General features: G+C 33.3%; 17 protein-coding genes, 1 other RNA gene and 1 pseudogene. 8 read left to right on the top strand and 11 right to left on the bottom strand.

Annotation, left to right across the window (positions count from 1 at the left end):
- Positions 1 to 196: 196 nt before the first annotated feature.
- The 3 genes from J2X17_RS15100 to J2X17_RS15090 all read right to left on the bottom strand — a co-directional run bounded on the left by J2X17_RS15100 (position 197) and on the right by J2X17_RS15090 (position 3,075).
- Complete coding sequence (locus J2X17_RS15100; RefSeq protein ID WP_310299707.1) at positions 197 to 358, bottom strand: hypothetical protein; 162 nt, start codon at positions 356 to 358, stop codon at positions 197 to 199.
- Between the two features lie 95 nt (positions 359 to 453).
- On the bottom strand, positions 454 to 2,073 hold the full coding sequence (locus J2X17_RS15095; RefSeq protein ID WP_310299704.1) for an ABC-F family ATP-binding cassette domain-containing protein: 1,620 nt from the start codon (positions 2,071 to 2,073) through the stop codon (positions 454 to 456).
- A 228-nt stretch (positions 2,074 to 2,301) separates the two neighbouring features.
- Positions 2,302 to 3,075, bottom strand: a complete 774-nt coding sequence (locus tag J2X17_RS15090) for a TlpA family protein disulfide reductase (RefSeq protein WP_310299702.1) — start codon at positions 3,073 to 3,075, stop codon at positions 2,302 to 2,304.
- Between the two features lie 97 nt (positions 3,076 to 3,172).
- On the opposite strand from J2X17_RS15090, the gene J2X17_RS15085 reads away from it, so the two are divergent.
- The 3 genes and pseudogenes from J2X17_RS15085 (at position 3,173) to J2X17_RS15075 (ending at position 5,745) form a co-directional block, all read left to right on the top strand.
- On the top strand, positions 3,173 to 3,913 hold the full coding sequence (locus tag J2X17_RS15085; RefSeq protein WP_310299699.1) for a prolipoprotein diacylglyceryl transferase: 741 nt from the start codon (positions 3,173 to 3,175) through the stop codon (positions 3,911 to 3,913).
- Between the two features lie 29 nt (positions 3,914 to 3,942).
- A pseudogene (locus tag J2X17_RS15080) lies at positions 3,943 to 5,331 on the top strand (radical SAM protein).
- A 216-nt stretch (positions 5,332 to 5,547) separates the two neighbouring features.
- Complete coding sequence (locus J2X17_RS15075) at positions 5,548 to 5,745, top strand: hypothetical protein (protein ID WP_310299697.1); 198 nt, start codon at positions 5,548 to 5,550, stop codon at positions 5,743 to 5,745.
- Between the two features lie 299 nt (positions 5,746 to 6,044).
- Here the strand turns inward: J2X17_RS15075 and J2X17_RS15070 are convergent, their stop codons facing one another.
- From J2X17_RS15070 to J2X17_RS15055, 4 genes are all read right to left on the bottom strand, one after another.
- Positions 6,045 to 8,111 carry a beta-N-acetylhexosaminidase gene (locus J2X17_RS15070; RefSeq protein ID WP_310299694.1) on the bottom strand — a complete coding sequence of 689 codons (2,067 nt, stop codon included), beginning with the start codon at positions 8,109 to 8,111 and terminating at the stop codon, positions 6,045 to 6,047.
- A gap of 149 nt (positions 8,112 to 8,260) precedes the next feature.
- Complete coding sequence (nagB, locus tag J2X17_RS15065; RefSeq protein ID WP_310299693.1) at positions 8,261 to 10,198, bottom strand: glucosamine-6-phosphate deaminase; 1,938 nt, start codon at positions 10,196 to 10,198, stop codon at positions 8,261 to 8,263.
- A gap of 108 nt (positions 10,199 to 10,306) precedes the next feature.
- A complete protein-coding gene (locus J2X17_RS15060) occupies positions 10,307 to 11,887 on the bottom strand; it encodes a RagB/SusD family nutrient uptake outer membrane protein (RefSeq protein WP_310299690.1) in 1,581 nt (526 codons plus the stop codon).
- An 11-nt stretch (positions 11,888 to 11,898) separates the two neighbouring features.
- On the bottom strand, positions 11,899 to 14,919 hold the full coding sequence (locus J2X17_RS15055; RefSeq protein ID WP_310299687.1) for a SusC/RagA family TonB-linked outer membrane protein: 3,021 nt from the start codon (positions 14,917 to 14,919) through the stop codon (positions 11,899 to 11,901).
- Positions 14,920 to 15,187: 268 nt separating this feature from the next.
- Here J2X17_RS15055 and J2X17_RS15050 point away from each other — a divergent pair, with 268 nt between their 5' ends.
- The 3 genes from J2X17_RS15050 to J2X17_RS15040 all read left to right on the top strand — a co-directional run bounded on the left by J2X17_RS15050 (position 15,188) and on the right by J2X17_RS15040 (position 18,545).
- The gene (locus tag J2X17_RS15050; protein ID WP_310299684.1) at positions 15,188 to 16,240 is read left to right on the top strand and encodes a sensor histidine kinase; all 1,053 of its coding nucleotides are present in this window, start codon (positions 15,188 to 15,190) and stop codon (positions 16,238 to 16,240) included.
- Positions 16,230 to 16,931 (top strand): LytR/AlgR family response regulator transcription factor, encoded by a 702-nt coding sequence (locus J2X17_RS15045; RefSeq protein ID WP_310299680.1) that lies wholly within the window; start codon positions 16,230 to 16,232, stop codon positions 16,929 to 16,931. Before J2X17_RS15050 ends, J2X17_RS15045 begins: the two co-directional genes overlap by 11 nt.
- Positions 16,932 to 17,108: 177 nt before the next feature.
- Positions 17,109 to 18,545, top strand: a complete 1,437-nt coding sequence (locus J2X17_RS15040) for an MFS transporter (protein ID WP_310299677.1) — start codon at positions 17,109 to 17,111, stop codon at positions 18,543 to 18,545.
- A gap of 83 nt (positions 18,546 to 18,628) precedes the next feature.
- Here J2X17_RS15040 and J2X17_RS15035 read toward each other — a convergent pair whose 3' ends face one another.
- The 4 genes from J2X17_RS15035 to ffs form a co-directional block, all read right to left on the bottom strand.
- Positions 18,629 to 19,123: a hypothetical protein gene (locus tag J2X17_RS15035; RefSeq protein ID WP_310299674.1), complete on the bottom strand. Its 495-nt coding sequence runs from the start codon at positions 19,121 to 19,123 to the stop codon at positions 18,629 to 18,631.
- Between the two features lie 90 nt (positions 19,124 to 19,213).
- On the bottom strand, positions 19,214 to 19,870 hold the full coding sequence (gene fsa / locus J2X17_RS15030; protein WP_029273133.1) for a fructose-6-phosphate aldolase: 657 nt from the start codon (positions 19,868 to 19,870) through the stop codon (positions 19,214 to 19,216).
- 186 nt (positions 19,871 to 20,056) lie between these two features.
- Positions 20,057 to 20,860, bottom strand: a complete 804-nt coding sequence (locus tag J2X17_RS15025) for an SDR family oxidoreductase (protein WP_310299669.1) — start codon at positions 20,858 to 20,860, stop codon at positions 20,057 to 20,059.
- A 175-nt stretch (positions 20,861 to 21,035) separates the two neighbouring features.
- An RNA gene (gene ffs, locus J2X17_RS15020) (signal recognition particle sRNA small type) lies at positions 21,036 to 21,133 on the bottom strand.
- 88 nt (positions 21,134 to 21,221) lie between these two features.
- Between ffs and J2X17_RS15015 the strand changes: the two genes are divergently transcribed.
- Together J2X17_RS15015 and hutI are read left to right on the top strand one after the other, a co-directional pair.
- Positions 21,222 to 22,277, top strand: a complete 1,056-nt coding sequence (locus tag J2X17_RS15015; RefSeq protein ID WP_310299666.1) for a glutaminyl-peptide cyclotransferase — start codon at positions 21,222 to 21,224, stop codon at positions 22,275 to 22,277.
- Positions 22,278 to 22,413: 136 nt separating this feature from the next.
- Entirely contained in the window at positions 22,414 to 23,649 is a 1,236-nt protein-coding gene (gene hutI, locus J2X17_RS15010; protein ID WP_310299664.1) for an imidazolonepropionase, read from the top strand.
- Positions 23,650 to 23,677: the final 28 nt, after the last annotated feature.

The raw sequence follows: 23,677 nt of genomic DNA, 5'->3' as shown, positions 1-23,677 counted from the left end.
ACAGAATAAATTAGCTACAAATATTTTGCTCCTCCGGAGCTTTAAAATATAAATACCTTAAATTACTAACTTACTTAAAAAAAACACCAATCTCTAAATCATAGAACTTTTCAACCAAATTATGTAAGACGCTTTTTTGCTGATTGAAGTAATTTTATTCTACGCTAATTAGAATACTAGATTCTTTTTAAATCATTTAAAACAGCAAAATCATGCAAAAGAACATTACACGTTTGTTAATGGTATTCGTAATACTATTTTCATTTACCAGCTGCGAAGTTATTGGAGACATTTTTAAAGCCGGAATGGGATTCGGGATATTTATTGTAGTGTTTATTATTGCAATAATTATTTTCATTTTCGCTAAGCTTTTCGGCAGAAAATAAAACATAAAAAAATCCCAAATTTCACTTTTAATTGGAATTTGGGATTTTTAATATTGTAATTTATATACTAAAGATTGTACATTTTCTTTCTTTGTTCCTGAATTTTTTCATCATCAAGATATTCATCAAACGTCATGTAACGATCGATAACTCCATTTGGCGTTAACTCCACTACTCTATTACCAACAGTTTGGGCAAACTCGTGATCATGCGTTGTAAAAATCACAGAACCTTTAAAGTTTTTAAGAGAGTTGTTGAAAGCTGTAATCGACTCCAAATCCAGGTGATTCGTTGGCTCATCAAGCATCAAAATATTAGCGCGTTCCATCATCATTCTTGACAACATACAACGTACTTTTTCTCCCCCTGATAATACACGGCTTGTTTTTAAAGCTTCTTCTCCAGAGAAAATCATTTTCCCCAAGAAACCTCTAATGAAAACCTCATCACGCTCTTCTTCTGTTTTTGCGTATTGACGTAACCAGTCTACCAATGTTAAATCATTTTCAAAGAAAGAGTGGTTTTCTGCCGGTAAATACGCTTGGTTTGTTGTAATTCCCCAATCGAAAGTTCCAGAATCTGCTTTTTGATTGTTGTTCAAAATTTCGTAGAAAGCTGTTGTAGCACGAGAATCTTTAGAGAAAAGAACGATTTTATCGCCTTTTGCCATATTCAAATCAACATCTTTAAACAAAACATCACCATCGATTGAAGCTGCTAAACCTTCAACATTCAAAATCTGATCTCCTGCTTCACGATCCTGATCAAAAATAATCGCAGGATAACGACGGCTGGAAGGTTTGATTTCAGAAATATTCAATTTAGAAATCATTTTTTTACGAGATGTTGCTTGTTTAGACTTCGCAACGTTCGCACTAAAACGACGAATAAATTCTTCAAGCTCTTGTTTCTTCTCTTCTGCTTTTTTGTTTTGCTGTGCACGTTGTTTCGCCGCTAATTGACTAGACTCGTACCAGAAAGTATAGTTTCCTGAGTAATGATTGATTTTTCCAAAATCGATATCAGAAATATGTGTACAAACCGCATCTAAAAAGTGACGGTCGTGAGATACTACGATTACAGTATTTTCATAATTTGCCAGGAAGTTTTCTAACCAGGCAATTGTCTCGAAATCCAAGTCGTTGGTCGGCTCATCCATAATAAGCAAATCCGGGTTTCCAAAAAGTGCCTGTGCCAAAAGCACACGAACTTTAATTTTCCCCTCTAAATCGCCCATTAAAGTATAATGATGCTCTTCGTTGATTCCTAAGTTCGATAACATCGCAGCAGCGTCAGAATCAGCATTCCAACCGTTCATTTCTTCGAACTGAACCTGAAGCTCTCCAATTCTGTCCGCGTTTTTATCGTTGTAATCTAAGTAAAGTTCATCCATTTCTTTTTTAACAGCGTACAATACTTTATTCCCCATCAAAACGGTTTCCAAAACAGTATGCTCATCGAACATGTTGTGATTTTGGTTCAAAACCGACATACGTTTTCCCGGTTCTAAATGAATGTGGCCAGAAGTTGGGTCGATATCGCCCGAAATGATTTTAAGAAAAGTAGATTTTCCAGCACCATTGGCTCCAATAACGCCGTAAATATTTCCGTGTGTGAATGTGGTATTTACTTCGTCAAACAAAATTCGTTTGCCAAATTGAACTGATAAATTATTGACTGTTAACATGAATGTCTTTTTAATTAATTTGGTGCAAAAGTACGGAAAAAGGTTCTAAGTTGCAAAGGTGCTAATGTGCTAAGTTTTTTTATTCTGCGCTTATATTTTTCCACCATATAAGTGATGTAAGTTCATTTAAACTAAGCTTGTAATTGCAGTACGACTTTAGTACATATAAACTTTATATATATTTAAGCTAGACTTACATTTCTTATAATACTTATATGGTTAAAAAAACTACAGTTTACTTTCTTTTGCCAGCGCCACTTCAAGACTTTCAAAATTGGGCAAAACTTTCGCAATCAAACCTTCTTTGTTTAGAATGAAATGTGTTGGGAAAGCATTTAAATCCAGTGTTTCATTCATATAAATTTTCATGTCTGGAATTACGGAATATAACAATGGTTTTCTCGCTAAAAAAACCTTCAATTGTTCTGCAGAATCTTCAGCTAAACTTACAAAGAGAATGTCTTTTCTGTCTTTATATTCTTCCACTAAACGATTTACCTGCGGGAATTCTTTTATACACGGCGTGCAGTGAATGTACCAGCATTTAATCACAATAATTTTTCCTTTCATGGTTTCGTTTGAAACTTCATTTCCGTCCAAATCTTTAAATGAAAATTTCGGAAAAGCTGTGCCTTCCTTTTTATAGTTTTTTAGTGCATCAAAACCTATTTGATTGATGGTTGCCTTTATACTTGAATCGGAATCTTTTTGAATCGCAAACAATTTGTAATAATAAATTGAATCATCTGATTTTAATCGCAACGGAATAAAATTCCCGTTTGTCAATTGCTCTAAAAATGATTCTTTTGAGATTTCTTTTGATAAAACATCCAAAGCAATAAAATCTCTCGAAAGCATTATTTTTTCACTTTGATATACTGACCACTCACTAAAATTTCTCTGAATTTGAAAGGGATCAACTTCTGGTTTTCCGAATTTGGTTTGACCAAAAGTTGACGTAAAAATTAAAAATGTTATAATAAAGATGATTGACTTTTTCATGAAGTTTAAAGCGATAATTGGAAATCAAAATTAGTCAAAAATTAATTTTAAAAATTCTTTTAATTTTACTTATATTCGCAAAAAAATTCTGACTAAAATGATATTCCCTTTTCAATTTGAAATCTTTGGAAAAACTTTTTACTGGCATTTCATATTTGAAACTTTAGCTTTTTTTATTGGGATAAGAGTTTATTACTTTCGAAGAAAAAGGGTTCAGGATCCAATATCGGATACTAATCGTTTAATCATTATGATTGGAGCAATGATTGGAGCTTTAATAGGATCAAGATTTATTGCTTTATTAGAAACTCCATCAGCAATTACGCATCAGACTTTTTTAACCTTATATCAAAACAAAACAGTTGCCGGAGGATTCTTGGGAGGATTATTTGGTGTTGAACTTATTAAAAAAGTTATTGGAGTAAAAATAGCTTCGGGAGATTTATATGTAATTCCACTTATTACAGCTTTGTTTATTGGCAGAATCGGTTGTTTTTCGATGGGAATTGCCGAGCCAACTTATGGTATTGAAACTACTTTTTTTACCGGAATGAATTTAGGCGACGGCCTGAAAAGACATCCTGTTTCTTTGTATGAAATGCTATTTATGATTTTACTTTTTGTTTTATTTCAAAGTATAAAAAACAAAAGTTTAATTAATGGAGATCGATTTAAACTCTTTATGGTTTTATATTTTTTATTTCGATTTTTAGTAGAATTTCTAAAACCGTACCAACCCATATTTCTTAATTTAAGCAGTATACAATGGAGTTCAATTTTAATTTTTATTTATTATTGGAAGTTCCTCCGCAGAATATTTAGCTGTAAAAACATATAAAATCTTATTTTCACTTTAAAAATATCATAATGAAAACTCGTGATTACATATTTTACGATTACACCAAAAGTTTATGCCATCATTGTTTGGCTCTTGTAGACACAAAAATAGTCTTTCAGGATGATAAGGTCTGGATGCTGAAACATTGCAAAACGCATGGTGAAATGAAATCGATGATTGCAGATGATGTCAATTATTACAAGCAGTTACGAAATTATAATAAGCAATCTGAAATGCCTTTAAAATTCAACACAAAAGTGCATTATGGTTGTCCTTACGATTGCGGATTATGCACAGATCATGAACAGCATTCGTGCTTGACGATTGTAGAAGTAACAGATCGATGCAATTTAGCCTGCCCAACTTGTTATGCCAATTCAGCTCCAAATTATGGCAGGCATCGCACATTGGAAGAGATTGAAAATATGTTTGACACCGTTGTTGCTAATGAAGGAGAGCCTGATGTTGTTCAGATTTCGGGATGAGAACCAACTGTGCATCCTGAGTTTTTCAAAATACTAGATATTGCCAAAAGCAAACCAATCAAGCATTTGATGCTCAATACAAACGGTATCAGAATTGCAAAAGACATCAAATTTGTGGAGACTCTTGCTACGTATATGCCTGATTTTGAAATTTATTTGCAATTCGACAGTTTTAGACCTGAAGTATTGGAAAAATTGCGTGGCGAAGATTTAACGGAAGTACGCAAAAAAGCGATCGAACATTTGAATCAATTTAATATTTCGACAACCTTGGTTATCACACTTCAAAAAGGAGAAAATGACGATGAAATTGGTAAAATAATAGAGTATGCTTTACAGCAAAAATGCGTTCGTGGTGTAACTTTTCAGCCAACACAAGTAGCCGGTAGAAATGATAATTACGATGATTTTTCAGGAAGAATAACGCTTACGGAAGTACGCAGAAAAATTTACGAGCAATATCCACTTTTCACACCACAGGATTTAATTCCTGTACCATGTAATCCAGATGCATTATGTATGGCTTATGCACTGAAAATTGACGGCGAAGTTTTTCCAATGACCCATTTGATTAATCCGGAAGATCTATTAAATAACTCGAAAAACACGATCGTCTTTGAACATGATGAGAAACTAAAAACACATATGCTTAATTTATTCAGTACCGGTATTTCTGTAGATTGTGCTGAAGATGAATTTAGCGAATTAATGTGCTGTTTGCCAAGAGTTCAGTCGGACACCTTAAATTACAATAACCTGTTCCGAATTTTGATTATGAATTTTATGGATGCACACGATTTTGATGTTAGAGCGGTTAAAAAATCCTGCGTTCATATTGTAAGCGATAAGATGAAAATTATTCCTTTTGAGACGATGAATCTTTTCTACCGCGATAATAAAATCGATCAGATACGACAAAAACTAAATGTTTAATTTTTAAAATAAATTTAAGAGATGGAACTTCTTATATTATTGGGATTTATTTTGTTTGTAATGTTTCTAATTGGCTTTTTTGGTTTAATTTTTAGCAAAGAAAACAAAAAGACTTTTTTAACACTTTTATTGATTCCTATAATTGTTGTTGTTATAGGATTTGGAACATGTGTAGCTATTTTAAGTAATTCATAATTCGAAAAAATTCATAAAAAAATGGAAGATTTTTTAGTTGTAATTGGAGGTTTAGCAGCTTTTATAAGTGTTATCGCTTTTTTAGTTGGAGTATTACGTTTAATATTTATATCTGATGATAAAAAAACTTCATTGAAAATTATCCTCTTTTCAATAATAGCTTTTGTAATTGGATTTGGAACATGTGCCGCAAATTTTTCATTGGGCAATATGCACTAAATAAAAAACCTGGCAATAAAATTACCAGGTTCATAATGCTCTCCTTTTGATGAAAACCAAATAACAAATCATCTCAATTCGATACATTTATTTCGAAATAAAAATTCAGATTAAAAAATAAATAACCAAACTCAATTTTAACCGTCCCAATATTCTATTTCTAATTTTTATTGCTTCTTTAATTTGAAAACTTGAAACTTTACTATAATTACCTCTACCGGAAAATATCTGGTAGAGATAATTAAACTTCAAATAATGGTAACTTCAACATACTAAACACTAATTCAAATTAAATTCAATTATATTAATTTTTTTAAGCCAGCATAAACTGCGAGTTCAACATCTGCGTGGTCTTTTGTATTGCATTCTTCGATTAATTTCCTCAAATCATCAGCTTTTAAAGTCGATTTATTGTTTAGAGCCAAAAGTATTTGTTCTGATGCATCACTTAATTTTTTTGCCAAAGGAAGAACTGGCTGAACCAATGGAGCACTTGCGCTTAATTCATTCAATCCTCTATTTACGGCAATCCATTTATTTAGAAATGACTCTACTTTAGCTTTATTTTCCGGCGATTTATTACTGATATATTGATTCACCGCATCATTAAAAACTAAAGCATCTTTAGCATCGGCAGTACAAGCGTCTGCGAAAAGCGTTAACGGAGAATACATTTGGTATTCAGTTCCGCCACTATTTCGCGTATATCCTTTTAAAGGCTCACAAACATTCGAAAATTCGTTTAATGATTTGATGTTTTGATTGTTGGCAATGTTTCTTAAAATGACCGCTCTGTTGCGAATGTGTGTCAATCCAAGTTCTTCTAATCTAAATGAAACAACATCCAAGCGCTTGCGCATGCTTGCCACATCCGTAATATCTTCTGCTGACCAAAGTCTCTCAGCAATTGCAGCAGTTCTTGGCCAAACTCTCGAATCTATTGTTGTTGACGACACGAGTTCTGTCCACATTGTTGCTTCTCCACCCAAAATTCTTGCTTTTTCTTCAGTTGATAAATTCACGCCTTTTGGCATTGGATCATTCAAATAATGACTTTCAACCGGATACATCAAATCGAGATAATATCCGTTTGATAAAACTGTCTTATATCCTTTTTTTACAGCATCTACCAATGATTGACCGGCAGCCATTCCTTCATTGGCGCCTCTCCAAGAATGAATAATCGCTTCTTTAGACATGTTTTTTGTGAGGATTTCTTCCCATCCCATCAATTGTTTACCGTGTTTCTTTAACATCGGAACTAATTGCATGGTAAAATACGTCTGCAATTCGTGGTTGGTAGCCAAATTGTTTTTCTTTTTAAACTCCTGAATTTTAGGATTTGCATCCCAGTCCTTCCCTTCATTTTCATCTCCTCCAATATGGAAATAAGCACCCGAAAATAATGGGCAAACCTCATCAAATATTTCACTTAATATTTGGTATGTTTTAGGATTTGAAGGATCTAATGTTGGCGAAAAAATACCTGCATTTCTTTCAACTCCGTAGGTTGCAATTGCGGTTCCCTGAATATTTTTTTCTGAAATTCCGCCGTTCAATGTAATCACTTTACTTCCAATTTCTGGGAAAGCCGTCAGTATTGCAGATCCGTGCCCGGGAACATCTATTTCCGGAACTACCAAAATACCGCGCTCATCAGCATATTTTACGATATTTTTGATTTCTTCCTGTGTATAATATTGCCCATCCGAAGCTAATTCGATTAGCTTTTTATTCTTTTTCATTTCGATTCTCCAACCCTGATCATCAACTAAATGCCAGTGAAAGACATTCATTTTCATCGCAGCTAATCCGTCAATATTTCTTTTGATTACATCAATAGGCTGAAAATGTCTTGAAGCGTCAATCATTAAGCCTCTCCATGTAAATCTCGGAAAATCTGAAATTTGTGAGTTCGGAAAATAAAATGATGTGTTGTTGTTTTGCAACAGCTGCAATAAGGTTTCAAGACCATGTAAAGCACCTAAATCGCTGGTTGCGTTTATTGTAATTTTGTTTTGTTTGATATCTAAATGGTAACTTTCATCCTCATACAAACCAATTTTTCCTCCAGTAGTACAATTTATCTGAAGTTCAGCATTAGGAACTTCATTTAACTTTGTAATAAAACCCTGCTCGAAAAAAATACCGGCTCTACCATCTAATCGTCGTAAAAAACGCGTAACACCTCCAAAAATTCTTGGATTAGGATTCCCGGTAATGTTTACTTTAAAATTTTTAGTTAAAGTAAAATTCCCGTCATTTAAAACAACACTTTGAGGCCAGGGCATAAGATTTAGCTGCTCTTTCTGAATTTGAGCAGTAGACGTTAAACCCGCTAATAGTAGGACTAGTAAATATTTCATTCTATTGTGTTTAATAAAGATGTTACACTAAGATAACATTAATAAATTGATAAAGGCAAAACTCAGAGTGACTTCTATTGACCCCCACAAATCGCTATAAAATCAAACTGAATTGCAACTTGGTTCTGTTACGAACCTTAAACTAAATTTTAGTAATCAAAACGTTTAAAAGCTTCAATCGCTTCATATTCAGCCAATCCTAATTCATCATATAAAATGGCTGTATTTTTATTACGGTCTTCGGCTCTCACCCAAAACTCTCTCGAATCATTTCCTTGAAACATCACTCTGTCTTTTTGAGATTGATGGTATAAAATCGCATGGCGTTTAAGCAATACTTCAGATGGAGAAAGCGGAACGGCCATATCAATTTCGTGAATATCCCATTCGTGCCAAGCTCCTCTGTACAGCCATAACCAACAATCATCCATGTATTTTTCCGGTTTTAATTCCTTCATCGCAGCAAATACGGCATTTAAGCAAACTTCATGAGTTCCGTGCGGATCAGCAAGATCTCCGGCAGCAAATACCTGATGCGGTTTTATTTTGGCAATAATATCTTTTACGATTGCAATATCTTCCGGACCTAACGGATTTTTCTTAACCTGTCCCGTTTCATAAAAAGGAAGATCTAAGAAATGTGTGTTTTCATCTTTTAGTCCGATGTACCTTGTTGCTGCGTAAGATTCTCTTCTTCTGATAAGTCCTTTTAATTTTCGAACTTCCAAAGAATCAATTTGATTTTCTGATTTATTATTCAAAAATTCAATTACAGATTTGAAATTGATTTTTGTGTTTTCATCCGTTACAAAATCACTACAAACTTCTGCAAATTTCAATGCTTCATCGTCTGTAACAGCTATATTTCCAGAGGTTTGATATACTACGTGTACATCGTGGCCTTGTTTTATCAATTTTGAAAAAGTTCCTCCCATAGAAATCACATCATCATCAGGATGCGGACTAAAAAGAATCACTCGTTTTTTTGCAGGATTTGCTCTTTCCGGGCGATGAGAATCGTCGGTATTTGGCTTTCCGCCTGGCCACCCTGTAATGGTGTGCTGCAACACATTAAACATATTGATGTTCAAATCGTAAGCAGAACCTTCTTGCGCCAAAAGATCAGACATTCCGTTATTATTATAATCACGGTCTGTTAATTTTAAAATAGATTGTTTTGTTTTTTGGCATAACCAAACAATCGCTTTGCTTTTTAATTCTTGTGTCCAGATGCATTCACCAACTAACCAAGGTGTTTTGAAACGTGTTAATTCTGAAGCTGCAGACTGATCCAAAACGAAAGTTGCGTTTGGATGATTTTGTAAAAAGGTTGCAGGAACTTCTGAAGTGATATCACCCTGAACTGTTCTTTTGATGATATCGGCTTTGTTTTGTCCCCAAGCCATTAATACGATTCTTTTAGATCTCATAATGGTAGAAACCCCCATTGTAATAGCTCTTTTCGGAACATTATCAATACCATTAAAGTCAGATGAAGCATCTACTCTTGTAATATGATCTAAAGTAATAATTCTGGTACCAGAGTTGATGTGCGATCCCGGTTCATTGAAACCTACGTGACCTGTACGACCAATACCTAATAATTGAAAATCAAGACCTCCTGCGTTTTTGATATTCATTTCATAATCGATACAGTATTGATTTAATTCATCAATCGCTACAGTACCATCAGGAATATTTACATTTTCAGGCTTGATATCAATATGATTAAAAAGATGCTGATGCATGAAATAATGATAGCTCTGATTGTTTTCCTTTGTCATCGGATAATATTCATCCAGATTAAAAGTGATTACATTGCTAAAACTTAGGCCTTCTTCTTTGTGCATTCTCACTAATTCCTCATAAACTTTTATAGGAGAAGAACCTGTTGCCAAACCTAGTACACAAGATTTATTTTTTTCTTGTTTAGATCTAATTAACTGAGCGATTTCCTGCGCTACAATTACTGAAGCTTCTGCAGAACTTTTGAAGATTTCATTATGGATTTTTTCAAATCTTGTCTCTTCAAATTTTCCTGCACTTTTATAGCTGATATCAGGTTTTATTTCTAAAGCACTTTTCATTTTTTTCTTTTTTGGAAATTATTAAGTTGGTTTTAAAATGGTATAAGCAATTTGCATCGCTTATACCATCTACTAACCCAACTAAAATTCTATTTAATCTTTATTTTCTTAGAAGTTTGCTTTGTTAACATCCCACCAAACTCTGGTTCCTCCATTATCAGGACCGCCAAGTTTTGAAACTCCAGTAGCAACACCGCCAGCATTAGCGGCTTTCTCAGATGTAACATAATTAATTCTTCTTACACCAAATTCAGTAGTAATTGTTCCTCCACTATAGTTTTTAAGTACAGGAAATAATTTAGGATATCCAGTTCTTCTATAATCAGACCATGCTTCTTGTCCTTCAGGAAAGCCGGCAATCCATTTTTGAGTAATAATTTTCTGCAATTTAACTTCATTGGTAGCAGCTGCATCCCAAGCAACGGTTACATTATTTACAGCTGTTGCATTGTTTACAGGGAAATTTGGATCTTTATAGTCAATAGGTTTTTTTGTATTATCAGCAATATAAGCGGCTGCACCTGAGGCGCCTCTTTGCTCAAATGAAACGGCAATACCTGATTCATACAATGCTTTAGCATCACCACCCATATTCCAACCTCTTAAAGCACCTTCAGCTCTTAAGAAATAAGCTTCAGCAGTAGTCATTAAGACAGTTTCTTTAGATCTTACAACCGCACCAATTCCAGAAAAATCCTGATGGTCTCCTTTACCAGAAATTTCAATACCAGTACGAACTCCTTTATATTCATTAGGAAACTGTGTAGAAGTATCAAAATAAGTGGCAATTCTAGGATCTTCGTATCCTTTTAAGATAGATTCCATATCAGCAGACATACGAATATCTAACCATGAACCACTAATTGTTGCAATTGGATTAGTATATACAGGAGATACAATTTTAAATAAATCAGCATTTGTAGTAAATACACCAAATTTTTGTGCTACTGCCTTTTCAGCTTGTGTTTTAGCTAGGGCAGGATCAATTTTAACAATACGCATTGCTAATCTTAAACGTAAAGTATTTGCAAATTTAACCCAAGCTTTATAATCTCCTTTGTACCCAGATAAATCTGTTGAAGTAAAAACACTTGCTTCACCTGAATCTACTCTTTTTGTCAATTCAGCAACAGCAAAATCTAATTCACTGAACATTTGCGTATAGATTTCTTGCTGTGAGTCATAAGCAATAGTAGTTTCCGGCGAACCAAATTTAGAATAAATAATTGGCCCCCATGTATCAGTTACCCTATGCATTCCTTCTACTTTTAATATCAATGACAAAGCATAGAACTGATCATATTTGCCTTTAGATTTATTTGCGATATCGAAGGCATTAAACATCACATTTGAATAAGCATAATCCCAACCATAAACATTCCAGTTATCAACTAATGCATAAGTAGTATTATTTATACCTCCGGCAAAACCAGTTGGAGTAGCCATGTAACCTGACCAAATATCACCACTTAACCCTTGTTGCAATTGGTAAACCCATTCTGGGGTTAATACTTGAATATTATTAAACATTGGTGCGAATCCACCTTTAATATGATTAAAATCCTGCTCCAATAATTCTGGTGTAATACCGTTCGGGTTGGTATTTATTTCATCAAAATTACTTGTACAGCTTACGGCCGCTAATAACGACATACAAAAAGCCGCTTTTGTTATTTTATTTAGTTTCATGATTTTTAGTATTAGAAAGTTACATTTAAATTAAGACCGATACTTCTGGTAGATGGTAAACCATAAATATCTACGCCTTGTAAACCTTGACCAGTACTTAATGCAATATTTGGATCAAATGGAGCGTCTTTGTAAATAAAGAATAAGTTTCTAGCAATTAGCGAAACGCTAGCTGTATTGATGAAAGGTATTGTTTTAGGATTAAAATTATATCCTATAGAAACTTCTCTAACACTTACATTTGTTGCAGAATAAACGTATTCTCCTGTGATTCCAGCTCTTCCACCAACTTGAGTATAATAAGATTTTGCATCCATAGTTGTAACTGGTGTTCCATCACTTGCTCTAACGGCATTAATAGCTACACCACCAGCATTTCTAGCATCACCAGTAGCTTTAGAAACTCCAAAAGAGTCATTTTGAGCTTCTGTTAAACTCATTACATCACCGCCAAAACGACCGTCAAGTAATACTGTTGCAAAGAAAGAACCTAGTTTAAATGTGTTAGAAAAACCTAACATAAAATCTGGATTTGAATTTCCAATTTCTTCAAAATCAGTTCTTTGAATTGTTCCATCATCATTCAGTAAAATGCGTCCTTGTTCATCTTTTTTAAAGTTTATTCCTTCAATAACTCCATAAGGTCTTCCTTCAATCAAAGCATATCTGTAGCCATTTACTCCAGCTTCAGTCAAATTAACCCTATTTCCAATGTTACTTGGAAGTTCTTTTACTTTATTTTTATTTTGTGAGAAGTTAACAGATGAGTCCCATGAGAATTTATCTCCTCTTATAATACCAGCATTTAACACTACCTCGATACCTTTATTTTCAATACTTCCAGCATTAAATCCATAGTATTTCACTCCTTCTGCATTTCCAACTGGTGCGATAACTTGTAAGTATTGATTTTTTGTTTCTGAATTATAGTATGAAATTTCAAAACCAAGTCTGTTATTAAACATTCTCCATTCTGTACCAAATTCAAATTCAGATTTTAATTCTGGTTTTAAAGTAGTTCCCGTTTTTGGTCCCGCATTTGGTTTAGGATCTGTAACGCCAGGAGCATAGCTGTACGTTGGATTTGTGATAAAAGGATAAATATCATTACCTACTTCTGCATAAGTTCCACGTACTTTACCAAAATTAATCCATTCCGGTAACGTTGTCATTTCACTTATAAGAGCAGTTACTCCGACAGATGGATAGAAATATGAATCTGAAACTGTAGATGACCAGTCATTACGTCCAGCCAAATCTAAGAACAACATATCTTTGTAACCAAATGTTGTAGCTGCAAATACAGATTGAACTTCTCTTCTTGAATCTAATGTTTGATAATTTCCTGAATTATTTACAAAGTTAGCTAATGTAAACCAGTTAGCATAAGTTAAACCTGAACTAATACCTGAATCCAAAATTGTTTTTTGATTGGTTAAAGTATTTGTAACACTTGTTCCAATGTTTGCAGTGAAATTAAAATTATCTCCAATTTTTGTGTTGATTGTGGCAATTAAGTCAGCATAACGTTGTGTACTTAACGAATTCTCACTTATATATCTACCATTAATATTTGAAAGAGTTCCCTGAGTTGTAGCATATATTTTTTTATCATATAAACTTGTAATTCTGTTATAACTATATCTAGATGCAATAGTTAACCAATTATTTGCTTTGTATGATAAAGATAATGCTCCATTAAAAAAGTCATTTTTATCTTCAGACTTATTTCTGTTAATTGCCCAATATGGATTTTGCATAATATCTCTATTTGTCATCCAGTTTTGTGCCATTAAATTTCTTGTTGGATCAAAAACTTCAAAGGTATCTTTGTAAGCATTAAAATCATTTCCTCTTGGCATTAAATAAACACCAGTAAGAGGATTAAAATAAAATCCGTTTACCGGTTTATTATTAATTGTTTGAGATGTATAATTTGCATTTGCTGCAAAAGTTAATTTGTTGTCAAAAAATTTAGCCGTTTGACGAACTCCAAAGTTATTTTTCTTTAAGCTATTACCTGGAATAATACCACTCGCAGAAGTATTAGCATAAGAAAATGCTGTTGAAGAATTTTCAGATCCTAAAGAATATCCAACTGAAGTAATTTGAGTTGTACCTGTAGTAAAGAAATCCTCTACATGATCTGGTGATTTTTGTTTAGCTCCCCAAGATTCATCAGCGCCCGGAGCAGCAATATAATCCGTTTGAAATTTAGGCAGGTAAGCAGCAGTTTCAAAAGTAGTTACAGATGATGCGGCGATGTTTGCTTTTCCTTCCTTAGCTTTTTTAGAAGATAATAAAATTACACCATTAGCACCTTGAGAACCATATAATACTGAAGCGGCAGCACCTTTAAGAACTGTCATTCCTTCATAATCATCAGGATTTACTAAAGATATTACGTCGCCCCCATCACGGTTACCTCCTGATAAACTTCCAAATGTATCATTAGGTTGACCTGAACCTGAATTTAACATCGGAATTCCATCAATAACATATAAAGGCTGGCTATTAGAAACAGACGAGTTACCACGAATAAGAACTTTTGTTGATCCACCTGTTCCACCCGAACTTTTTGTTACTGCAACACCGGCAATTTTACCGGCAATTGTATTGATAACGTTAGCATCCTTTACACGAGTCAACTCCTCACCTTTAAGCTCTTGAGCTGCATAAGTTAAAGATTTTCTAGTCTTCTTAATACCTAATGAAGTTACAACAACTTCACTTAATGCATTAGTTGATGCAGTATTCATTTTTACATTAATTGTAGCAGCATCTCCTACAACTATACTTTGCGTTTCAAGACCAACATAGCTAAAAACTAAAGTTTGCCCTTTTTGCGCTTCAATTGAGTACAAACCGTCAAAATCAGTAGTAGTACCTTTTTGACTTCCTTGTACTGCAACAGATGCCCCTGGTAACGGCATCCCTTCAGAATCAGTAATCACACCTTTGACACTTTTTACCTGAGCAAGCGAAACTTGCGCTGTAAAAACAATCATAAAGATTAAGAAAATTTTTTTCATGTTTATTTATTTTGTTAGTTATGATGTAAATTTATTCTTAACGTATTGTTAAAAAAAATAAATTATACGAACAGCAATAAATTTTAAACCAACGACATAAAACAATCAATAATACGTTTTTCGAAATCGTTTTCTTATAAAAATATTTACCAATTTTAGGTTTTTATTGATTTTTTCTTCAAAAGAATTGCGTTTTACCAACTAATTGTTTAAAGTTGCAGAATAATACGGTACTTTACCAAACATCTCTAATCCCCTATAAATTAAGTTGAACGAAATTCGAAAACTAAACTTTGACATAAAACTTCAAAATCATATTTGGTTTTGGGGGACTTATTTTACTTTGAATTTTTTAAGATGGGGCGCTTACTTTAATGATTACCCGTATTCATTCAAATCGAATTTAATAGAGTTTTCATTACACATTCCTCTCGTTTATTTTAATCTTTTCGTTTTAGTTCCTCGTTATGTTCTGAAACAGAAATACATAAATTACACATTCTCTCTTTTAGCGAGTCTATTTGCTATTTATTTACTCAAAACAGCACTTACCTATTATATAATATCTGAAAATATATGGCCCGAAGCCAACCGGGAATATCACCCCTTCGAGATCAATCATATTGTGGCCGTTTGTATTGGCGAATTATATGTTCTTGCAATGGCCTCGTCAGTTTATTTAACTCTTACATGGTTACGCGAGCGCGAAAGAAACAGGTCACTAAGAGAAAATCAGTTTAAAATCAAATTGAAATATCTCGAAAATCAGATTCAGCCACATTTTTTCTTTAATACCTTAAATAATTTGTATGCGCTGTCATTAGAATCTTCAGACAAGGTTCCGAATGTCATCATCAAATTATCTGATTTAATGGAATATGTACTGTATGATGTAAAAGGAACCAAATTTGTGCCCTTAATAAAAGAAATCAATTATATTCAAAATTATATCGAAATTGAGAAACTTCGTTTTGAAAATGTAGAAGTAACTATTAATCTTGAATCTGATATTGAAGATATTGATGTGCCTCCTTTAATATTTATCTCATTAGTCGAAAATGCCTTTAAACACGGATCTTTAAACAATCGAAACTTAAAAATTAAGATCAATTGTAAAGTTGTCGACAATAAATTGTTAGATTTTGAAATCATAAATAATTTTGTAATTTCACAAAATCTTAACTCAAAAGGAGGAATTGGCCTGACTAATACCAAGAAGAGACTAAAGTTAATTTACAAAAACAATTTTAGTTTAAAACAAACAACAAAACTAAATTACTATATAATCCGTCTGCAAATACCTATTCACGATGAAGATTAAATGCGTGTTGATTGATGATGAACCACTAGCTATCAAAGTTCTGCAAAATTACTTTACTAATTTTCCTGATTTTGAAGTTATTGCAACCTTCAATAATTCTCTTGAAGCACTTGATTTCATAAACAGCACACCAGTCGACGCCGTATTTCTAGATATTAATATGCCTATGATGACGGGGTTTGAACTTATTAGTTTAATCGAAAATAAAACCAAAGTAATCATAACAACGGCATTTAGGGAATTCGCTGCCGAAAGCTACGATCTGGATGTTTTAGATTATTTAGTAAAACCTATTCCGCTGCCGAGATTTATAAAATGCATCAATAAAATATCGACCGAATTCAATTTAAAAAATAATATCAAGGTAGAAACTGTAAAAAGTGATGCTCATATTTTCATCAAAGTTGATAAAAAAATGATGAAAATTAATATTGATGAAATTCTATTCATTGAAGGAATGAAAGAATATATTAAAGTGGTAACTCCGGACAAAACCTACATTACTCATAAATCTTTGACTTCATTATCTGAAGAATTACCTGCAGAACGCTTTCTTCGCATACATAAATCCTATGTTATTGCACTTAATAAGGTAAAATCTATTGAAGGAAACAGAGTTCAGATCCAATCCTACACCATTCCTATTGGCAGAAACTATAGTAAAGATGTAAAAAGCAAAATTCTGGCATAAACTCCAAATTATCATTTCGTTTTCTAACTCAATATAAATTAACACATTGTTGAAAAAATAGTGCTGTTGGTTTAAATTTAACATTATTTGTACCTTTTTATTTTTTTTTGATAATTGTAACAAATATATTTACGGTCTTCAAAAAACAATAAATTAAAAAATTAACCTTATCACATTATGAGTTCAGAAAATGTACAAACCAAATGGGGACAGTTTATCCCATTAGTTATCGTATTCTTCTTTTGGGGCTTTGTTGCTGCCAGTAACGACATTCTAATTCCTGTTTTCAAAACAGCATTTAGTTTATCTCAAGGAGAAAGTCAATTAGTATCACTTGCTTTTTATATAGCATATACAGTAGGATCGCTAATTTATATGGGAATTTCCGTTTTGATTAAAGAAGATTTAGTTAACAGAATCGGATATAAAAATGGTTTATCATTAGGTTTGTTAATTTCTGCACTTGGAACTTTATTATTTTATCCTGCTGCCAATACAGGTTCATTTCCTTTGATGTTATCCGGACTATTCATTGTTGCATTAGGTTTTTCATTACAACAGACTGTAGCAAATCCTTTAGCGATTGCTTTAGGCCCTATTACTACAGGATCTCAACGTTTAACTTTAGCAGGAGGAATTAATAATTTAGGTACTACGATAGGACCACTAATTGTAAGTTTTGCAATTTTTGGATCAAGCACAGGTTCATCTACTTTAAGTATCGAGAGTGTGAAAATTCCGTATTTAATCTTAGGACTAGCGTTTTTATTGGTAGCGATTTTATTAAAATTCTCTTCGTTACCTGATAGACCAGCCTTAATTGAAGAAGAAATCGCTCACGACGGAGCTACTGCAAAAAAATCTGCATTGCAATATCCACAATTAGTTATGGGGATGATTGCTATATTCTTATACGTAGGAGTTGAAGTTTCTACTGCCAGTAATTTACCTGCTTACATGGAAAGTAAATTAGGATTTTTAACTCAGGAAGTAGCACCTTATATCTCATTATATTGGGCGAGTTTAATGATTGGTCGTTGGACAGGAGCTATCGAAGCTTTTACTGATAAAGCAAGCTTACAACAAATCTTGCGTTTTGTGGCACCATATTTAGCTTTTGGAGTATTTTTAGCTGTAAATGCAATTGCAAAACATGATTTAACTCCATTTTATATCTACGGATTAATTATATTAGTATTAATTGCGGCTGACATTGCAAGTAAAGGAAATCCTGCCAGAATGTTGCTTATATTTTCTGCATTAGGAATTGTTGCGTTATTAATCGGAATGTCAACTAGTGGAATTGTGAGTGTTTATGCATTTACTAGTGTTGGTTTATTCTGTAGTACGCTTTGGCCATGTATTTTCACGTTAGCAGTAAGCGGATTAGGGAAAAACACCAGCCAGGGAAGTAGTTTCTTAATCATGATGATTATGGGTGGTGGAGTTATCAGCTGGTTACAAGGTTTTGTATCAGAATTCATAGGTATTCAATCTAGTTATATCGTTGGTGTCTTATGTTTTGCATACTTAGCATTTTATGCTTGGAGCGTAAGCGGAATCCTGAAAAAACAAGGAATAAATTTTGACAAAAAACTATCTGGAGGTCACTAAAACCTAAAAATAAAACAATAAAAAATCCCAAATTCCAATCTTATCAATTGGGATTTGGGATTTTTTTATTGTTATTAATTACCTTATTTAGCAGTAATAATATTATTCAGGTTTTTCTTAAAAACAGCTTTATTTTGTTCAGTTAATGTATAAACAACATCTTTATCACCATGAACTATAACCTTAGCAATATTGGCAGCTAAAAGTGCTTTCGGGTCTTTAATTTTTAAGGTGCAGGCACCATCAAAAAAACCATCTTCCTCAATTGTTGGCCTGGCATCAATTACAGTTCCGTCAGTTAAGACAGCAGAAATAGTCATTTCACTATTTAATGTTTTCGAATAAAATCCATCCATAACTAACAACAAACGGTAGATATTTTTCAATTCAGGGCCTTTAAATTCATGGCGCGTAATATTGTAGCGCAAACCTTTGGCAAGCGTCTGAAACTTGGTTGTACAATCTAATTCAAAAGTGGCGACATCGCCCGCTTCATTTACTGATTTTAAAACTCTAGCCTGTGCATTTACCTGCAACCCAGCTACTAAAAACACAAACATTACTAGTACTTTTTTCATATGTAGGTTAATTTTATGAATAAAAATAATAAAAAAAGCGTCATCTTTACAAGAAAAGATGACGCTTACAAAAAATAATGTTTAAATCTATTATTTATTCCCTTTTTCGAAATCAGCCACAAACTGCGCTAATCCGATATCAGTTAAAGGATGTTTCAACAATCCTGCAATAGCAGAAAGCGGTCCTGTCATAACATCAGCACCAATTTTAGCACAGTTTACAATATGCATTGTATGACGCACAGAAGCAGCTAAAATTTGAGTTTCATATCCGTAATTATCGTAAATCAATCTAATTTCCTCAATTAGATTCAAACCATCTGTCGAAATATCATCTAAACGACCAATAAAAGGAGAAACATAAGTTGCGCCAGCTTTTGCAGCCAATAAAGCCTGACCAGCAGAAAATACAAGCGTAACATTTGTTTTGATTCCTTTATCAGAAAAATATTTTGCTGCCATTACACCTTCTTTTGTCATAGGTAACTTCACAACAATTTGATCATGCAATTCAGCTAATTCCTCACCTTCCTTAATCATTCCATCATAATCCAACGCATTTACCTCAGCACTTACATCACCTTCCACAAGATTACAGATGTCAACATAATGCTTCAAAATGTTATTTTTTCCAGTAATACCTTCTTTCGCCATCAACGATGGGTTCGTTGTTACACCATCTAAAACACCTAATGCCTGTGCTTCCTTAATTTGTGCTAAATTAGCTGTGTCAATAAAAAATTTCATAATATATTTAAATTAATTGTGTTGATTATATGGGCGTGTTCGCCACTGCGAACGGGCTTTCAGCTTTATCTTTTGTTCCGTTCCGTTCCACTTCACAAAAGAATACCGCCTCAAATATATTCACTGAACTCCTATAACTAATAAAAGTTTAGTGAAGTAATCCCTCACGCAAAATTCGGTGCAAAATTACAACTTATAATGATTCATTAACATTTTTTCATAAACTTTATCCGGAAGCGCACGTTTAAGCACAATCGAGAACTTTTGCATAAAAGCCCCTACTTTATAATGCACTTTTGGACTTTTTTGCTGCATTATTTTAAAAATTGCCTCCGCCATTTCATTCGGATTACCTCCTGCATCAACATGTTCGTTCATTGTTGCAAGCGTATCGCCATAAACTTTTTCATAAGCAGAACCCTGAATTACAGGCGCATGAAAACGTCCTGAAGCAATATTGGTCGCAAAATCTCCAGGAGCTACATTGGTAATCTCAATACCAAATGGCTTCACTTCCATTCTTAACGCTTCAGTAATCAATTCCAAAGCTCCTTTGGAAGCCGAATAAACACTTCGGTAAGGCAACCCCATATAACCAGCAATAGAAGTTATATTGATAATCAAACCTGATTTTTGCGCACGCATTTGTGGCAAAACAGCTTTCATTACTTCAATTGGACCAAAAAAATTAGTTTCGAAGTTGTTTTTGATTTCCTCCATCGGAATTTCTTCTAACGGTCCGGTAATTCCAACACCAGCATTATTAATCACAACATCAAGTCGTCCTGAAACCTCGATCACTTTTGCTATCGCAGATTGAATCGATTCCGCATTTCTAACATCTAAAGCTAAAAGAGGAAAAATAGAATTCAATACTTTTTCAGGATTTCTACTCGTTCCGTAAACAACGAAACCTCTTTTATGTAAAAATTCTCCAATCGATTTTCCGATCCCTGAAGATCCTCCGGTAATTAAGACTACTTTATTCATTTTTCTGGTTAGATGTTAAATGTTATAGGTTAAATGCGATTGTCTGCGTGTAGAATTTGATGTTTCAGGTAAAAACTTATAACCTATCACATATAACTTCTAAAATACGACAGGTCCAAAAATAAAAAAATCCTCCCGAAGGAAGACTACTTTTGTATTAATTCTAAAAAATAAAAAATGGCAAGCGACCTACATCGCACCGCTCAACCACGTACCCTTGCTATGTTCCCATCCTGGGGGAGTCTGCAGGAGCTGGTCGTGTAGGACTTGCCGGTGCAAATATACAATCTTTTTATATTTTTGCAAGAGCTTTGTTGCTATAAAAATATCGTCGTATATTGGCTTATTCAAATTTTAAACTATGAAAAAACATAACTTCCTAACTGCCATTTTATTAGGAATCACATTAATTGGATGTGGAGATAAAAATAAAGGTGAAAATTCTTTTTTTACTATCGATGATTCTGCTTTTCCGGCTCATTTTTCGTCTCAGGAATCGGTTTCGATCGGAATTTTAAACCAAAATAATAAAAGAATTGACAGCATTATCTTCTTTGTTAATGATAAAAAAGTAGGTGCTGTAAATGGAATTGCTCCACTTAAATTTGAATTAAAAAATCAAAAATTAGGGTATCAATACCTAAAAGCAGCAGTTTATTTTGATGGAAACTCGAATCCATCTGATGCTGCTAAACGAATTGAATTAACTTCAAACGTTGAACCAAAATTATTAAAATATAAAATTGTAAATACTTATCCACACGATACAAAAGCTTTCACCGAAGGTTTAGAATTTCACGAAGGTGTTTTATTTGAAAGTACAGGTCAAAAAGCAGATTCTTATTTTAGATCTGTTGATTATAAAACCGGAAAAGTGATTAAACAGGTTAATCTTCCTAAAGAATATTTTGGTGAAGGAATTACTTTTATCAACGGTAAAATTTATCAATTAACATGGCAGGAAAAAACAGGTTTTATCTATGATGCAAAAACATTAAAACTGGAAAAAAAGTTTACCTACGATAAAGAAATTGAAGGATGGGGAATGACACATGACAATAAATATATCTATCGCTCTGACGGAACAGAGAAAATCTGGAAAATGGATCCTGAAACCCAAAAAATGATTGATTATATTAATGTTTATTCGGGAACTTCAAAAATTAAGGTTCTGAATGAATTGGAATATATTAATGGAAAAATTTATGCTAATGTTTGGCAAAAAGATGCTATTGCAGTTGTAAATCCAACTTCTGGTGCTGTTGAAGGAATTTTAAATATGTCAGGATTACGTAAATTCATCAAACATCCTGAAGCAGAGGTTTTAAACGGAATTGCCTATAATCCGTCAACTAAAACCATATTTGTAACTGGAAAATACTGGGAAAAAATGTTTGAAATAACAGTTTCCGAATAATTTAGACAAAACTCTAATATTTTAAATTCCAAATTCCAATATTAAACACGAATTTCACAGATTTCACGAATTGTTTAGTGATAATTTGTGAAATTTGTGTTTTATAGCATTACTTAAAATAACTAAATCAATTTTAATGATCACATTAATTACCAATATAAAAGAACTGCTTCAGGTTCGCGAAACTTCACTTTCTAAAGTTTCCGGAGCTGAAATGGCCATTCTTCCAACTATTAAAAATGCGTTTTTAATTTTAAAAGACAATTTGATTGAAGATTTCGGAGCAATGGAAAATCTCCCTGAAATCAAAGCAGATACAATTATTGATGCAACAGGGCGAATTATTTTACCTTCTTGGTGTGACAGTCATACACACATTGTATACGCGGGAAATCGCGAACAGGAATTTGTCGACAGAATCAACGGATTTACATACGAAGAAATTGCTAATCGTGGTGGTGGAATCTTAAATTCGGCTAAAAAACTAAATGAAACATCTGAAGAAGATATTTACGAGCAGTCAAAATTTCGACTAGAAGAAGTTATGCATTTAGGAACCGGAGCTGTCGAAATAAAATCGGGTTACGGATTAACAATTGAAGGAGAACTAAAAATGCTTCGTGTTATTAAAAAACTGGCAGAAAATTATCCAATTTCTATTAAAGCCACTTTTTTGGGCGCACATGCTTTTCCATTCCATTACAAAGAAAACAAAGCAGGTTATATTGACGAAATCATCACTAAAATGCTGCCTGAAATAGCCAAAAACAAACTGGCCGATTATATAGATATTTTCTGTGAAACCGGTTATTTTTCAACTGAAGAAACGGAGAAAATTATGGAAGCGGGAATTGAATTTGGCTTAAAACCAAAAATTCACGTGAATCAATTTAACTCTATTGGCGGAATTCAGTCTGGAATCAAATTTAAAGCGCTTTCTGTAGATCATCTCGAAATTATGAACCCTGAAGACATTGAAGCTTTAAAAGACACGGAAACGATGCCTGTTGCGTTACCGTCTTGTTCTTATTTTTTAAGCATTCCCTACACACCTGCCCGTGAAATGATAAAAGCAGGACTTCCTTTAGCTTTAGCAACAGATTTTAACCCTGGCTCTACTCCGTCGGGAAATATGAATTTTGTCGTTGCAACAGCCTGCATTAAAATGAAAATGACTCCGGAAGAAGCCATCAATGCTGCCACTATAAACGGCGCTTACGCAATGGGACTTTCCGAAACTCACGGAAGCATTACAAAGGGTAAAAAGGCTAATTTAATCCTAACCAAACCTATTTCTTCTTATTATCAGATACCTTATGCTTTTGGAAGTAATTTAATTGAAAGCGTTTTTCTGGAAGGAAAAATTATCTAAAAAATTTATTCTAAATTAAACAATAAAA

It is taken from the genome of Flavobacterium aquidurense (assembly GCF_031458035.1).
In the GTDB taxonomy this organism is placed as follows: Bacteria; Bacteroidota; Bacteroidia; order Flavobacteriales; family Flavobacteriaceae; genus Flavobacterium; species Flavobacterium aquidurense_C.
This window is presented reverse-complemented; position numbering and strand designations above follow the sequence as displayed.

Coding starts and splice junctions, on each gene's coding strand:
- J2X17_RS15035 (WP_310299674.1), bottom strand. CDS start 19,123: ATGAAAAAAGTACTAGTAATGTTTGTGTTTTTAGTAGCTGGGTTGCAG.
- J2X17_RS15100 (WP_310299707.1), bottom strand. CDS start 358: ATGAAAATAATTATTGCAATAATAAACACTACAATAAATATCCCGAAT.
- J2X17_RS15095 (WP_310299704.1), bottom strand. CDS start 2,073: ATGTTAACAGTCAATAATTTATCAGTTCAATTTGGCAAACGAATTTTG.
- J2X17_RS15025 (WP_310299669.1), bottom strand. CDS start 20,860: ATGAATAAAGTAGTCTTAATTACCGGAGGATCTTCAGGGATCGGAAAA.
- nagB (WP_310299693.1), bottom strand. CDS start 10,198: ATGAAAAGTGCTTTAGAAATAAAACCTGATATCAGCTATAAAAGTGCA.
- fsa (WP_029273133.1), bottom strand. CDS start 19,870: ATGAAATTTTTTATTGACACAGCTAATTTAGCACAAATTAAGGAAGCA.
- J2X17_RS15045 (WP_310299680.1), top strand. CDS start 16,230: ATGAAGATTAAATGCGTGTTGATTGATGATGAACCACTAGCTATCAAA.
- J2X17_RS15055 (WP_310299687.1), bottom strand. CDS start 14,919: ATGAAAAAAATTTTCTTAATCTTTATGATTGTTTTTACAGCGCAAGTT.
- J2X17_RS15085 (WP_310299699.1), top strand. CDS start 3,173: ATGATATTCCCTTTTCAATTTGAAATCTTTGGAAAAACTTTTTACTGG.
- J2X17_RS15070 (WP_310299694.1), bottom strand. CDS start 8,111: ATGAAATATTTACTAGTCCTACTATTAGCGGGTTTAACGTCTACTGCT.
- J2X17_RS15075 (WP_310299697.1), top strand. CDS start 5,548: ATGGAAGATTTTTTAGTTGTAATTGGAGGTTTAGCAGCTTTTATAAGT.
- hutI (WP_310299664.1), top strand. CDS start 22,414: ATGATCACATTAATTACCAATATAAAAGAACTGCTTCAGGTTCGCGAA.
- J2X17_RS15015 (WP_310299666.1), top strand. CDS start 21,222: ATGAAAAAACATAACTTCCTAACTGCCATTTTATTAGGAATCACATTA.
- J2X17_RS15060 (WP_310299690.1), bottom strand. CDS start 11,887: ATGAAACTAAATAAAATAACAAAAGCGGCTTTTTGTATGTCGTTATTA.
- J2X17_RS15090 (WP_310299702.1), bottom strand. CDS start 3,075: ATGAAAAAGTCAATCATCTTTATTATAACATTTTTAATTTTTACGTCA.
- J2X17_RS15040 (WP_310299677.1), top strand. CDS start 17,109: ATGAGTTCAGAAAATGTACAAACCAAATGGGGACAGTTTATCCCATTA.